General features: G+C 43.3%; 13 protein-coding genes. 8 read left to right on the top strand and 5 right to left on the bottom strand.

Annotated features, from left to right (window positions below):
* Positions 1–56 precede the first annotated feature (56 nt).
* The 7 genes from IMZ31_RS20875 (at position 57) to IMZ31_RS20845 (ending at position 6,266) form a co-directional block, all read left to right on the top strand.
* On the top strand, positions 57–611 hold the full coding sequence (locus IMZ31_RS20875) for a type IV secretory system conjugative DNA transfer family protein (protein ID WP_207531465.1): 555 nt from the start codon (positions 57–59) through the stop codon (positions 609–611).
* 1,549 nt (positions 612–2,160) lie between these two features.
* Complete coding sequence (locus tag IMZ31_RS20870) at positions 2,161–2,514, top strand: hypothetical protein (RefSeq protein WP_207531464.1); 354 nt, start codon at positions 2,161–2,163, stop codon at positions 2,512–2,514.
* A 96-nt stretch (positions 2,515–2,610) separates the two neighbouring features.
* Entirely contained in the window at positions 2,611–2,916 is a 306-nt protein-coding gene (locus tag IMZ31_RS20865) for a hypothetical protein (protein WP_207531463.1), read from the top strand.
* Between the two features lie 92 nt (positions 2,917–3,008).
* Positions 3,009–3,842 (top strand): sigma factor-like helix-turn-helix DNA-binding protein, encoded by an 834-nt coding sequence (locus tag IMZ31_RS20860; protein WP_207531462.1) that lies wholly within the window; start codon positions 3,009–3,011, stop codon positions 3,840–3,842.
* Positions 3,843–3,896: 54 nt separating this feature from the next.
* The gene (locus IMZ31_RS20855) at positions 3,897–4,586 is read left to right on the top strand and encodes a JAB domain-containing protein (protein ID WP_207531461.1); all 690 of its coding nucleotides are present in this window, start codon (positions 3,897–3,899) and stop codon (positions 4,584–4,586) included.
* Positions 4,587–4,682: 96 nt separating this feature from the next.
* A complete protein-coding gene (locus tag IMZ31_RS20850) occupies positions 4,683–5,204 on the top strand; it encodes a hypothetical protein (RefSeq protein WP_207531460.1) in 522 nt (173 codons plus the stop codon).
* Between the two features lie 102 nt (positions 5,205–5,306).
* Complete coding sequence (locus tag IMZ31_RS20845; RefSeq protein WP_207531459.1) at positions 5,307–6,266, top strand: GGDEF domain-containing protein; 960 nt, start codon at positions 5,307–5,309, stop codon at positions 6,264–6,266.
* Positions 6,267–6,287: 21 nt separating this feature from the next.
* Here IMZ31_RS20845 and IMZ31_RS20840 read toward each other — a convergent pair whose 3' ends face one another.
* On the bottom strand, positions 6,288–6,494 hold the full coding sequence (locus tag IMZ31_RS20840; RefSeq protein WP_207531458.1) for a hypothetical protein: 207 nt from the start codon (positions 6,492–6,494) through the stop codon (positions 6,288–6,290).
* Between the two features lie 349 nt (positions 6,495–6,843).
* Here IMZ31_RS20840 and IMZ31_RS20835 point away from each other — a divergent pair, with 349 nt between their 5' ends.
* Positions 6,844–7,854: an FUSC family protein gene (locus IMZ31_RS20835; RefSeq protein WP_207531457.1), complete on the top strand. Its 1,011-nt coding sequence runs from the start codon at positions 6,844–6,846 to the stop codon at positions 7,852–7,854.
* Between the two features lie 35 nt (positions 7,855–7,889).
* Here the strand turns inward: IMZ31_RS20835 and IMZ31_RS20830 are convergent, their stop codons facing one another.
* From IMZ31_RS20830 to IMZ31_RS20815, 4 genes are all read right to left on the bottom strand, one after another.
* Positions 7,890–10,889 (bottom strand): helicase HerA domain-containing protein, encoded by a 3,000-nt coding sequence (locus tag IMZ31_RS20830; RefSeq protein ID WP_207531456.1) that lies wholly within the window; start codon positions 10,887–10,889, stop codon positions 7,890–7,892.
* Positions 10,890–11,087: 198 nt separating this feature from the next.
* Positions 11,088–11,558, bottom strand: a complete 471-nt coding sequence (locus IMZ31_RS20825) for a hypothetical protein (RefSeq protein WP_207531455.1) — start codon at positions 11,556–11,558, stop codon at positions 11,088–11,090.
* A 101-nt stretch (positions 11,559–11,659) separates the two neighbouring features.
* A complete protein-coding gene (locus tag IMZ31_RS20820) occupies positions 11,660–12,832 on the bottom strand; it encodes a hypothetical protein (RefSeq protein ID WP_207531454.1) in 1,173 nt (390 codons plus the stop codon).
* A gap of 5 nt (positions 12,833–12,837) precedes the next feature.
* Positions 12,838–13,524 (bottom strand): single-stranded DNA-binding protein, encoded by a 687-nt coding sequence (locus IMZ31_RS20815; RefSeq protein WP_207531453.1) that lies wholly within the window; start codon positions 13,522–13,524, stop codon positions 12,838–12,840.
* Positions 13,525–13,923: the final 399 nt, after the last annotated feature.

Genomic DNA, 13,923 nt, shown 5'->3' with positions numbered 1-13,923 from the left:
ACTTATTCAAATACAAGAATAAGATCTATCAGATAAAAAACTGATAGGATAACAGATTGAAATCTACCCTGTTAGAAAACATGATCGCCAATGATATTAACACAGGTAAAGGTGTGGTCGTGGTGGATCCTCACGGGGAATTGGTAGACGAAATACTAGAGAAGATAGAGGTTGATAGAGAAGATATTTTTGTGCTAGATCCTGCCGATATTCTGAACCCCTTCGGGATGAATTTGCTGGAATTATCTTCCAATGACCCGATCCAGAAAGAGATGGAAAAGATCCTCGTTGTGGATGCCTATATCACAGCCATGAAGCGTGTATTTGGCGAGGGTGCTATCGGACCGAATACGGATGATATCTTCCGAATGGGATGTTCTGCCATCCTTGACACACCAGAAGGCGGAGGCCTTCTTGAACTCCTGTTGATCCTCGTAAATGAACCGTACCGTCACCGCGTTATCCAACACATTAAAGATCCTGTTGTTCGAAACTACTGGGAAGTTGTATTCCCAACCCTTGCTGGGCAAGGGAAATTCCTTGTGCAAAACCTAAGTATGACACGTTATGAAGGGAAAAGCTTCATCCGTTATCGAGCGTTAAGTTCTTAGTGGAAAAGTCATAGCTCGGTAATGAGAACTGTTTTTCGGAGTGATTAAATGAGAGGGTAACGCCTCGAAGGATCACAGCACTAGCGACATGCGCTTTCTTGCTATGAGAGAAAGGGTGTGAAGTTCGCGATGTGTTTCTATAACCTGCCTATGGTGAGGATCGTGTATGCGGGACGAACCATTGACAGACCTATCGTTAGCACAGGCGCATCTATGCGTTTCTTGTGAGGGAGCAGTACGGTGTTAGGTTAGGAACCTCCTTCGTTCCTTACAGGGGAGCGAGTTCACAAGCGGTAGATAAATGGCACCTAAGGGCAGAAGCGAGAGATACGAAAAACGGAACGTGTGACCCCTTGACGATGGAGAGCATAGCCCTCGTTGACATCGTTTGCTGGTGACAGCAATTTATCAAGGGTTCGGTAGAGTCATAGTACCTGGGAACTGTCTAACCAACAGGGAGGGAAGGACTCAAGTCATAAGCGTAGTCTTATGATGGAACGCCGTGTGCGGTGAAAGTCGCACGCACGGTGTGGGGCGGGGGAAAACACATGTTACCTATCGCCACATGCTCCACTAAACAAAATCCGTCGTTTTATTGCAAACGGCCTGGTTTCAAACATTATCTGTCAGAAAAAATCAACGTTAAATATCGCCGACACCATCAACAATGGCGGTGTCATACTGGCACGGTTCAGCCGTGGTGACATGGGATTTGAGAACTCAGCACTACTTGGAACCATGCTGATCTCAAAAATCCAAATCGCGGCCATGCAACGCGTTAACATACCGCAAGACCAACGAGTTCCGACGTTCTTATACGTCGATGAGTTAAAGGTAGCTCCTTTACGTGGTGACACGTATCGAAAAACTCCTCTAATTCAGGGAAACTCTCAAATCCTTTGAGACAATCCTGAGCCAAGCCTGAGCAATCAGGAAGGTGCAACGACTAGAGCGAAAGCTCGTAGGCTGCAAGCGTAGCCGAAACGGGGAGCATCTCGGAAACGAGATGAAGATATAGTCTTTTCTGTCTGGCGACAGGCAGCAGTTCATAAGCGAACGCGTATATGGCAAATAGCTCCATATATGGAAAACTTGTCCAAAACTTCGTTGGTGATGAAGGGGGAGCCCGCTCCTTCGCTGAAATTTTATCGGAAGCGCGAAAATATCGACTTGGGTTACCGTTAGCCCCTTATCGTGGCGACATGATAAGCAAACGTCTTAAATTGCTGGAAACCCGTAAAACATGTTGTACCACAGCGGGAGTTGAAAAACTGAACGCGACGGTTTGAAAAACAATGTGATAAACAGGTAACAATCTGTTGAATCGGCAATCAGCAGCGAAACCTCTAAGTCTTTTAGATAAGAGGGACGTTCAACGACTATAATAGGCGGTACTCGGTTGCGAGTACATGGTATAGTCTGACCTTGTATGAGAATACAAGAGTGAGGAATCCCCTCACCCTTCGCTATTACAGTGAAGTGTAACAAACGTGTAATTATCGCGCACCAGTTCTTGGATCAATTGAAACAAACAGGAAGTAACTTCCTTATGTCGGCCATTCTCAATAACTGTGGTACGACGATTACCTTCCGTATGGGAACAACGGACTCCAAATTCTATGAGGACGTCTACTATGACAAAGATACGGATAAAGGATACAAAGCGAACGATATATCAAACCTGGGTCGAGGGGAAGTTGTGATGCGGGTTATGACAAAATCAGGGATACAGTCTCAACCGATTATCGCCAGAACCTTCATGCCTCTTCAATCAAGCGGAAATTCAAATGCCGAACTGATTCGCAATCGCTCCCGTTCTTTGATCGGTGTGCCTCGAGATATGGTGAGAAAATCGATAGAAGATCGGATGAAAGACGACCACATGACGGATGCTCAGAATTAAGAGGGATCTCCCCTCTTTTTTCTTTTTTTAAAGGAGAGGCACGGGGATAAGGTGTACTGTATAAAAGAAAAATACAGCTTTTGAGGAGGGTTTACTATGTATCATATGCAACCAACGAGTCGAGTGGAGCGTGAAGATATCGGGCTCATCGATTCAACATACAACTTCAAAGACCTTAAAGAACTATCGTTAAATATCATAACCATACCAGGTGGTTCTGCGAGCATCAAAGCATCCAAACAAGAACGCCTGATTATTGGTCGTAAGGGCCTTGGTGTTGCAATTATTGATGGAAAGTATCATCAGTTGCGAGAGGATGTCGTCCTAGAAGTTCGAAGAGGAACCGATGTTACGTTTACGGAAGATTCACAGGTAGAATTTTATCTGGTTGAATCACGCTAACAAGAGAAAACGTTCTGTTTTCTCTTTTTTAAAGGGAAACAGTGCTTTTGAGATAATGTAAGAAAAGATCTTAATAAAAGGAGGTCTTTTGATTGAAAGAGTACAAAAAAGTTCCTTTATTCTCCTACTACCAGGATGAAAAACTTCCTATGGCCGAACTGATCGCACTCGCAAAAGAAGAAGATCAGACTGCGATACGCGTTATCATTGATCAATACGAAGGGTTTGTTCATGCAACCATTAACCACCGAAACTACTTTCTAAAAGGCGGAGAACCTGAAGATTTAGTTCAGGAGGGTTTGTACGCGATTTATAAAGCGATTAAAGATTTTAAAGAGAGCATGATGAATAAACGCGTAAAACCGTCAAAAGAAACGGAACGCCCTTGCATGATCTGTTCAGAAATCTTCAGTGAAGAAGACCACACCGTCCAGACGTGCAGTCAGGATTGCGAGGAGGAACTCGCACTTATCCGAGTGCAAAAAGGTTTTGAGTCTTTCATCAAACTCTGCATTAACCGAAACCTGATATCAGCAATCAAATATAGCACCAGGAAGAAAAACATCCCATTAAACGAAGGAATCCCCCTTGATCGCCCCCTCCCTGAAAACGATAATATGACTTTCTCCGATATTTTTGGCGGTAAAAAAGAAGTGTTGTATGGCATGCCGTTTGACTTTCTGACACCTGAAGAGCAATTGCTGTTAGAAGAAAAAGAAGAAAGCAGAAAAGAAAAGCTCCTCCCGAAGCTCAGCCCCGTTGAACGGGAGATTTTTGCCTTACATACAGAAGATAAATCCTACAAAGAAATCCAGGAAACACTAGGAATTGAAAAAGCCAAAAGAGTCGATAACGCCCTTCAACGCGTTAAGCGAAAAATGGAAATGATAAAATTGCAAGAAAATATGTTCTACAAAGAGTATTAAGCGCTGAAAATTCTTCCACTCCTGACATATACTATATATAAGGAGTGGTAAAACATGAAAACACACATAAAAGAAATTTGGAATGTGTTCAAACCCCTCCGTCACGAGAAACAGATGCTGTTCTCTATGGAATCAGACGGACTTCATCCCTACCCTATATCAAAAAACGAAGATAAAATAAGCGGGACGCTCGACCGCCAAGCCCTTATCAGAGCAACCTCAGAAATGAGATCCTCTAAAGTAATGGTGGTTCACAATCACCCTTATCATCAACCCGATCCCAGCATGCAGGATCGGATTCAGGCAACTTATATCAGTTCGTTGTTGAATCTGTTAGGTGTTGAAGTTTATGATTACGGCATTGTTTCTCCGTACGGATTCTTTTCATTCGCATCAAATGACATCCTTCCCCCTCAACACGTTCAAACCGTCGCCGAAGCCAAACCCTTAACAGAGCAATGGCCCACCTTTGTGTACGGGGAAGATGTTTTAGAACATGGTTCGTTTCTTGGACAAAAAGTAAAAGAATGTACAGAGGTGATTTACACTCCGTCCGCCGCCTATATCGGTCAACCGCTCAGCACGTCGTTTCTTGCAGAGCGCCACAAGGATTTCAGCAGAAAATGTTTGCTCTTCATAGGTGATAATCATTGCGAGAACCGTTATTCATTGCTCTCTTCTCTAATCGAACCGATTGAAACCTACCGCATTTCTGATCAACAATGTCTGGCTCTTAAAAAGTAGCGGAAAAGCCGCTACTTTTTTGCGTGGGGAAAAAGGGTTTTCTCTTAATCCATTCAAAGTACGGTTATAAAAGGATAAACAAAGCGAGGGAAAATCATGTCCAAAACAAAAACAGAACAGGTGCTCGAAAAAATGAAAGCTTCCTTAGACGCTGAAAGAAGTTTCGGTATGTATATTAAAGCAAAACGTTTTAAAGAACTCCTGATGGAATTAGAGACGGAATTCAAGTCCGATTTTAAAGATTTGGCCGACGTTTACGAACTGAGAGATCAGATCGTCAAAGAACGAGATCGCATCTTGAGGGAAGCCGAAGAGGAAGCAGAACTCATTCGCTCTCGTGCTGAAAATGCCGTTCAGGAAGCGGATATTGCCAAAGAAGCCGAGCGCTATGCGCATGATATTGTCATTGAGGCAGAAAAAGAAGTTGCGGAAAAACAAGAAGAAGTGGATGCATACAGCAAAAATGTGATCGTAAGAACGCATCGTTATCTGGATCAGATGCTTGATACCATCAACAAAGAATTCGGAGAGTATCAGGATAAACTCCACGAGAACCGCGAAACCCTTCGTAAAAATCTGGTTGAAGAAATAAGGGAAGAAGCCACGAATCAAGCATAGCGAAGCGCTATGCTTGATTTTATTAAACAAAAAAAGGAAAACAGTTGCTATATCCCCACCTCCCCCCTATAATATTTGAAATTTTAAGGGAGGTGTACACATATGGATTACACAAAACACTTGTTAAACAAAGAAGGCGTAACGCTCAAGAAATATGAAGTGTTCTCGAAAATCTTTGAAATGCTAAGCAACCAGCAATCCATACATAATATTTGTTCGAAAGCATTCAGCACGATTAAACCATTAGAAGGGGACGTTGTCTTAGTTCAAGCTCTAGGGAACCGCTCATTTGACATGGTGGCCTACTTCGGAAATGAAGCGGAACTTGAAACAAAAGTACGCGAGCAAACACAACTCTATAAACAGCTTCGAAAAGAAGATAAACCCCTTTTTGGAAATCCTGAGGAGGACGGATATTTTCTTGCTTTGCCGATTACATCCAAGGATCGCTTCCTTGGCACACTTATTATTTATGAAGAACAAACGATCACATGCTGGGAAGAAATTTACACGCTTCTCCACCTGATGAGCTTTGTGTTTAAGTATTATCTGATGGCTGAAGAAAACAAAAACCACGTCATCCAGGACAGTCTTACAGGGTTGTTTAATTACCGTCATTTTCAGGATCAGCTTCAGCTGGAACTTGAGAAATCCGTTCGGTATTATGTTCCGCTCACCCTTGTTGTCATTGACATCCAGGATTTTCATATGATTAACGAAAAACTCGGATTCGAAGTTGGCGACCGCGTGTTGCAGGATGTGGCTAAAATTATTTCAAAAAGCAGTCGTAAAATTGACATGCCATCCCGTATCAAAGGGGACACATTCGCCATTCTGTTAAGCAACACACCCGAAAAAGGAGCATATGTCCTGTTAAGACGTTTACTCCTTTCCTTCACAAGGCTTCGCTTCCAGGCCAATAAGAAAGAATTTAAAGTGAAAATCAAATCGAGCGTAACCCCGTTTGACGTTCAATTGAACGGAAATGAATTCCTTGAGAAGGGAATCGACTCCCTGAAAGTCCAAACGCTTGATGATATAGAGGATGTATTCAAAAAATAAAGGATGCCTGGTGGCATCCTTTTAATTCGTGTCAGTCGTTTTCGACTTATTCAATTTAAACTCTTGTTCTAACGCTTTGTGCTCCACGTACTTATCAAGACCCTTTCCATACACCATACGATGAACGCGGTATTTTAACCACATTCTTACTAATTGTATCCCTATCGCCACTAGCAATAACGCTAATACAAAAAATTGTACCAATTGTATTGTTTCAACCTGACTCATATTAGAACACCCCTATCTGTTTTATACACTTTATATATATGAAGCAGAAAAAGGGGATATGACAAATCCTCAGGGTCCAGCAGAAATCATCCATGTCAACGTGCTCGTATACTCAGAAGGTGATCCTTTAACGGTTACATGATACCCGCCCCCTGGTGATCATGCATATTCAATCAAGAGGTTACCAAGCGAAACGGTCATTGAGATACTCTCTTGTGGCACATATCTGTTACAGATACATTGCACCTGGATTCCATAAACCCTCCTCCTTTCTCTCACAAAAGCCCCTATAAATCTTGCATTTTCCCGTCCTTAGGATATGCTACGGGTTCTAAAAGGAGGGGAATCTATGAACATCGGAGCACGTACATTTAAAACAGGGATCGCCGTAGGATTGGCTGTATTCATCGTCCACATGCTCGGACTTCCGTATCCCGCATATGCAGGAGTGGCTGCGTTTTTAGCCGTTCAGCCTACCGTCTATCGTTCTTATAAAACGCTTCTCGAACAATTCCTGTTAAACTTGCTCGGCGCTTCCATCGCTCTCATCGCGCTCCTCCTTTTTGGATACAATGCGCTAACCGTCGGAGTTGTGGTTATGCTTCTCATTGCCGTGAACCTGCGCCTTGGCGTTTCTAATATGGGGATATCCGTTCTGACGGCCATCATTGTGTTAGAAATTCAGCATGAAGAACTCCTTCTGTTTACAGGGGAACGGGTGGCCCTCATTATGATCGGAATCCTCTCTTCTCTTGTGATCAACACGCTTCTCTTCCCGCCCCGTTATGAAAAACGATTGTTTCAGCATCTGAAAACAACGAGCGATCACCTCTCTCTCTTACTCCGAACCGAAACCTATCACACCTTAACCCATGCTTCTTACAAAAAAGCTGTAAAAACTGCTTCTGAAAATATAGAGGAAGCCGAAACCCTGCTTGAATTGTACGGTGATGAATTCCTTCACAAACGGAAATACACGAGAGCTTTCCTTAAAAAACAAATCACACTTCTTCGTTTTCTCGCGCTTGTTAAAAGCGAATTAGAACTTGTTAAGACCCTTGAAACCTTCCGATCTAGCATTCACCAACTAACCGACGAGGAGAAACGGTGTCTCCAGCAATCGCTGTACAGCTTAACTTCACTAGATGAACAATTATTCCTGTGTTATGAGGGGGACATCCCGCCTTCATCCCTTGAGGCACTTGAGAAAGAAGGGGAAGAAGCGCACAAAGTGATTAGAACACTGTTGTTAGATAAAGAAAAGGATGCTTATATTCTTCTCTACGCGTCTCTCGCCCATTTAGGAAAACATCTCAGGAAAACGAAAGGGGCTCTTTCTTCCTTACATCGCTCCACATGAAAAACCGCACAAGAGATATTCTTGTGCGGTTTATCTTATTTTGTTTTCTTGTAATAAAGTGTTTTGAAGAAATTATTTGTCATCGTCTCCGTATGGTTCATAATCGTTTTGACCGCCACGAACTGCCCTTCCTGTATGCGATCGAAGTTGCTGAGTCGTATGAGACACATCCCCCTTGGCTTCATCGAGAGCCATTTAACGAGGTCAACGTCCAAACGATTCGGATCGCGTCCACCCGCTGACACAATTTTAGACTTAGCCGTTTCACTTGAGAGCTGAAAAACAACCCGTATCGGCATGTTATCAAAAATAAGGGGCGGAAGGGTTTCAGGACTCTGGCAAACATAACCAATAAAGAGGTTGTAATTTCGGGCCTCTCTACTCATGGTTTCAAAAATAGTTTCATTGATGTTTAACGGTTCATTGCCCGTCGGTTCCTGAAGCACAGCCTGCGCTTCCTCGAAGATCAGGTAGGTCGGCTTTTTTAACTTCTCATCCCGAGCGGCGCAGTATTCAAAAATTCCAGCAGCTAATCCGTTAATGACAAATGGTCGGATTTCCTTTGGAATCTCAGCCCCCTCTATAAGGTGAACGAAGTCTCCTCGAACCAAATCCTCAATCGGCATGAACGGTCCCTTACACATCGTCATGAAAGCGGGATGTTCTTCGTCCATCCACTCCTCCATTCGTTCAATAAGAGAACCAAAACTTTGTTGTTCATTACTCGGCATAAACCGCATCTGATTACGAATCTGAGCGGAAATGGAACGATCCCCTCGGTCGCCAGCATGCTGAGACATACGACTCAGGAACAATACCGCAATTTCTTCAATAAAATGCTTCATCGTCGGTTCATAGTTCCCCTCGCGCGCTTTTTCTTTCGTCAGTTTCATGACCTTCGTAATAATGCGAAGCGATCGGTCCCCAAGCCCCATCGAGAAACACAGAAGTTCTGCAAACACAGAGTTCCACTTGTAATCACTCACCCCCTGAGGCGTTCGGACAAGATTCACATGAAGGGGCATGAGGTTCGGATCAAACGAGTTAAATCGAAACTTTTTCGGATTTTTTACCTGGTTGATTAATGCTCTGTGGTTTTTCGTCCAATCCATGAGAAGAAAATTCATATCGAACTTGTTGTGAAGCTCTGAGATAAACCGCTGGGTGAAAACCGTTTTACCTGTTCCTGTTCCACCAAATATGCCAATATGCCCTCGTAACTGGTCCTTTGTGAGTGTGAAATTGTGTTTCCCTTGCAGGTTCAGGTTTCGGTCCCATTGTTTTCCAAGAATAGCCCCCTCTTGCATCTTACCAACATAGGCCATGGTAGGCGGTATGGGATCAAACGAAGAGATATACCCGTGCAAGTTATCCTGCGGCAGATTAAAGGCTGTTGCTTCAAAAGGTGTCACATACGTGGAGAACCGATAGCGTTCTGGAACAACATTTCGTCCGTCAAGGGCTTTTGGTTTGACCAGCCCCTTCACATAACGCTTCATCAGTCGTTCCTCTTCTTTTGACTTGAACGTGCATATGCGAATCGGAAGAGGTGCTTCTTTGTCCATATACGCCTGTTTAATCAGCTCTTCTGCGGCTAGCTTTGCTTCTTCATCTTCTGTCAGCACCATCATACGGCAATCAAACATTCCGTCTCGAAGGGAAGACTGATACCGTACTTCATTGATTTTTAAGATTTCTGCCAAAAAGGCTTGATAGTGGTCCTTAATCTGACGGGAAATCCCAGCCCCGTCTCCCATATTGACCCCGCCAGCTGCGCTTTGATTGTTGCCTTGAGACTGGCTCTCTCCGACCGCCTGAGAGGTAGTCGTTCCTTGAGCGGAAGATTGAGACGTTGTAACGCCTGTGGCATTGCTCTCAGATCGGCCTTCAGAATTCGTTTCCGTCATCCCTTGTGAGATGGAATTGCTTTGGCCTTCTGCGATGGACTGACCTTCTGTGTTTCCTTCTGTCCAGTTCCACGTATCCTGAACAATAAGACTGGCACCTACATTTCCTCCGTTCCCTTCGGATTTAGAGGAAGAATCGGTATTCGTTAAAGACGTTCCCTGGCTCGTTTGCTGACTCATGCCTTCTGAATTCATTTCACTCGTTCCGACGGTTCTCGTTTGGGACTCTCCTTGAGAGACGGTCTCTGTTTCGCTTGCTCCGATCGTGTCTACTTCGCTTTGGCCGAACATTTCACCAAATCCGTATCCAAATAAAAGCGGGAAGCTAAAGTTTTCATTCTCACTCTCTCCCATTTGAGAGGAAGAATCCGCTTTACCGAGTTCGTTTTGAAGAAGGGAAATCCCGCGTCTGATTTCTTCTTTCGGCAGCGGATCAAATACCGTTAAAAAGAGGAATCCATATCCCTCAATTTGACCGTTGACGGTTTTCGCCGTCATCCCCTTCAAAAGAATCTCACTTACCTGTCGCCCGATTTTAGGAGCGTTCGAGTAATTCGTTCCAACTCTTGATCCAAGAGACGAATCCGCTTTAGGAATTCCGCGCGCCATCGTCATATGCTCATAGTATATGCTGTCAATCACCCAGGACTCGTCGTAGGTTAACGGCACGATCTCAATATTGTTGTAAGCCGACCGAAATTGAGTCTCAAGAACGTTGACGCTTCTGCGCCCTTCTTTTACCATCTGTTCCCGCTTGTTCAGGGGTCCCTCCTGCAAAATCCCATATCCTATGATGATGTTCTCTCCTGGTTTATACGCATACAACACGACAAGAGAACTTCCGTCCCGTCGGAAATCATTTAATATGTTTTTAAAAGCTTCCTCATTACTCGTTTTATCTCGCACTTCATTCGAAACACTCGCAACACGAAACAAATGAAGCGTGCGAATCCATTCTCTACGGTTTTGTTTATGTTTAAAAAGAATGTAATCAAGCGTTCCATTCTTTTTGTATACGGGTTCAATTTCCTGATTTTCAATATGGTCTAAATCACCACTTACAATCGTTTTCTTATGTGTTGTTCCCTTATCCACGACCCGAAACGGGTTGCTGAATTTTTTAAGCATATCAATCACCCTCCTTCTATCACTATATGCTGAAGAAAGGAAAAGATGACCGCTCAACCCCTGTCCCCATAAGGTTTTTCATTGAATCCATTATGCGTATGGCACGGATTACATCATGGAAGCATTGCCGACTCCTTTACCGATTCAATCATTGCATCAATAAACCCCCGAGGGATTCCACTCGGGGGTTTTGATTTTTTATTCAAAAAACTGCCGAACCAAATTTCTCGGATCTCTTGTTTCCACAGCTTTGACTTTATTGAACAACGTTTTCACATAGTTAAACGGAATCATAAAGGCACTCATGCAATAGAGCATAATCATAATGGATAACATCAGCGGATGAAGACTTGCTGAACCAACGAGTGAGGATGTGACGTTGACAAGAAAATAAGCCAGAACCTGAAACAACCCAAGTACAGAAATATATTTCATGAGATGGACTTGAGCATCTCGCAGAATCCGATGACGTCTCGATGGCAAATAGAAACTGAGTAAAGATGAAAACAGACACATAATCGTGACCCCGAACTCGATAATCACCCGAGACACGTGCCCGAATGTCTCTCCGAGCAAAGCCCCCATCCCCCCGTGAACGAGAGTTTGTAACAAGGCAAATAACATCACAAGCTGCAAGACTAAAATCAACACGCGTTTAAAATGTTTCATATATTCTCCCCTATTCTTTGTGATAAACTTCTTCAAAAATACGCAAAACACCAAGGCCGATAACAGAAGAAAAGGCAATCACGGTTAACATTTCATCCCTCCTATAACGTATCTAAGTCATCTAATCCACTTACTTTTAAATCATCGAGCGTTGTGAAACTGAATGAAATGTGTTTCTTTCGTTCTTTCGCTTTTTTCAAGAGCCAGGACGTGAAGTTGGTGTTTCCTTTATCCTTATGTTGTTTGGAATCAAACAGTAAATAGATCTGATCGGTCTTGCCCATAATCTTGTCAAAATCCGTGTAATCCGCTATATCATAATCGATATAACTGAGCGGGACTTTCTGATCTCCAGACCACACATAAGCGTCGATATTTTTTTGATCAGCAGGCGTCGGTTTATACCCCTTCTCTTCTAGAAGCATCCAGTACTTTGCTTTTGGTTGTTCCACTTTCTGTTGAAACGCTTTCTCGCTGTCTGAATTTTGGGCGGCAGGTTGGGATGCAGGTGCCCCATTTTGGGCCTGTTCCTTAAGTTTTTGTTCTTTTAACGTCTTAAACAAATCGAGGATTTCATCTCTTGAGAATTGCGAGAGGAATATATCTTTCAATTCCTGCGGAGAAAGCGAATGGAGCATTTTTTTATGAGCCACGACCCGTGTGCCTTTTTGAGAAGCAGGTGCTTTTACGTCACGGGGGTTCTTTTTTAATTCCCTGAGCGCCTGATCCGTTTCCTCAAGCGCCCTCTTTAGTTTTTGAATCTCCGCTACATAATCGTTTTCGCTCGGCATAAAGCAACTTTCTATCCAACGTATGGCGCCTGCCAACTTTTCGATGTTTTCAAAGTTCTCCTGATAGTCGGAATCATCAGGATGAACCTCAAACTGGCATACGATGGGTTCTGTAACCTCCGTATGAAGAAGCACGCATTTCCTGATTTTCTCCTGCAAAATAGAGCGAACTTCTTTTACTTCGTCATTTAATCCCAAAATCTGTTCGCTCATTTGGTCTCTGACACGTCGCAATTGCCTGTTTTCAAACACGATATCCTCAACGGATTTCCCTTTGTAATATTCAAGGGACATGTCTTTAGGTTTTTCTTGCTTCGGTTGCGCTGGTTTTTCAGATGACTTGTCGTTTTTGCGACTCTTCTTTGGTGGTACGGTTTCCTTAATGTTTTCCTGTTTTGTTTCCAGCTGAGGTGTATCAATCACTTTTTGTGACGTTTGTTTTTGTTTATACGAGAACGCTCGCGTCTTAGCTGGTTGATTCACAATAACTACCTCCCCACCATCTCTTTAATGCCGATAACGATGTTAGGCGTCACGATGTCCTTCCGTCGTTTCCTGGTCATCATCTTGCCATCCACAATGACCGTTGATCCCTTCTTCAGCCCCCCTTGAATCTTAGCTTTGTCAGTGGCGACAAGAGTAATGAAATCGGCGAGGTTTTCATTGGGTTTAACCTCTTTTGTCGGATACAAGCGATCGACGGCTACCACAAACCCTTCTTCACTATCTGTTGGTTCTGAGACGAGATTCCCGATCAATTTCACGTCGTTAATGCCGTATTGAAGGGCTTCGTTTTTGAGTTTTTTCGAAACAAATTCTATCGTATTCGTTTTTAAGGTTGTGAAAATCTTCTCCATGATAATTTCGTCATTCTCATCCCGTTGAATCTTTCCGTATTCATCCCGAAGCGGTATATGTTTGTAACGAACCTCGCCTTGAACCAGGACGAGATCCCCTTTTTTCATATGTTCTTCGCACTGTTCGACTTCATCGACGCCCCATACGGCTACTGGCAAACGATAGGTTCGTTTATCTTCTTCGTCGAAATATTCTATTAAGAAATTCAGCACCGCGTTTGGTTTGATGCCGTCCGTTTGATGTTTGCCGATAATTTTTGGTTCCAACTTTTCATTTACAACTTTCCCAAGCAATGTTGCGCTATTAAAACGTGCCATTATATCCTCATCCTTTCTGTTTTCGGAGCTCCATGCCCCTCACGCTCTATCCTATTCACGAGAAGTTAAATTGATTCCAAAATAATCCTTATTCCCGCTAAAAAAAGAAACATGAGACGATTCTCATGTTTCTTTGTTGTTTTTTGTCTTTCTGCTTACAAGCAAAATGATGACAATCCCAAGAAGTATACTTATAAGCAGGCGTTCAAAATGAAACGCTTTTCCCGTTTCACTTTCTAATGCCTTGGAGGTGTGACTTCGTTTTCGAAACTGGAGTCACGAAAGGAAGAAGGTGACGAAAGGGATAAATAACGAGCAGGATTGGGGTTTGTTTCCTGGTAATGGCTTGGGAGGGTGTGGAAATCGTGAAAAAACGTCTTTTATCATACTCCTGAACAT

It is taken from the genome of Pontibacillus sp. ALD_SL1, assembly GCF_017355605.1.
Note: the sequence above shows the minus strand (reverse complement) of the source record. Positions and strands in the feature narration are given on the sequence as shown.

Bases quoted from the DNA above. Each gene is read 5' to 3' on its own strand.
- IMZ31_RS20870 (WP_207531464.1), top strand. From the start codon at position 2,161: ATGTCGGCCATTCTCAATAACTGTGGTACGACGATTACCTTCCGTATG.
- IMZ31_RS20865 (WP_207531463.1), top strand. From the start codon at position 2,611: ATGTATCATATGCAACCAACGAGTCGAGTGGAGCGTGAAGATATCGGG.
- IMZ31_RS20855 (WP_207531461.1), top strand. From the start codon at position 3,897: ATGAAAACACACATAAAAGAAATTTGGAATGTGTTCAAACCCCTCCGT.
- IMZ31_RS20850 (WP_207531460.1), top strand. From the start codon at position 4,683: ATGTCCAAAACAAAAACAGAACAGGTGCTCGAAAAAATGAAAGCTTCC.
- IMZ31_RS20845 (WP_207531459.1), top strand. From the start codon at position 5,307: ATGGATTACACAAAACACTTGTTAAACAAAGAAGGCGTAACGCTCAAG.
- IMZ31_RS20840 (WP_207531458.1), bottom strand. From the start codon at position 6,494: ATGAGTCAGGTTGAAACAATACAATTGGTACAATTTTTTGTATTAGCG.
- IMZ31_RS20835 (WP_207531457.1), top strand. From the start codon at position 6,844: ATGAACATCGGAGCACGTACATTTAAAACAGGGATCGCCGTAGGATTG.
- IMZ31_RS20830 (WP_207531456.1), bottom strand. From the start codon at position 10,889: ATGCTTAAAAAATTCAGCAACCCGTTTCGGGTCGTGGATAAGGGAACA.
- IMZ31_RS20825 (WP_207531455.1), bottom strand. From the start codon at position 11,558: ATGAAACATTTTAAACGCGTGTTGATTTTAGTCTTGCAGCTTGTGATG.
- IMZ31_RS20815 (WP_207531453.1), bottom strand. From the start codon at position 13,524: ATGGCACGTTTTAATAGCGCAACATTGCTTGGGAAAGTTGTAAATGAA.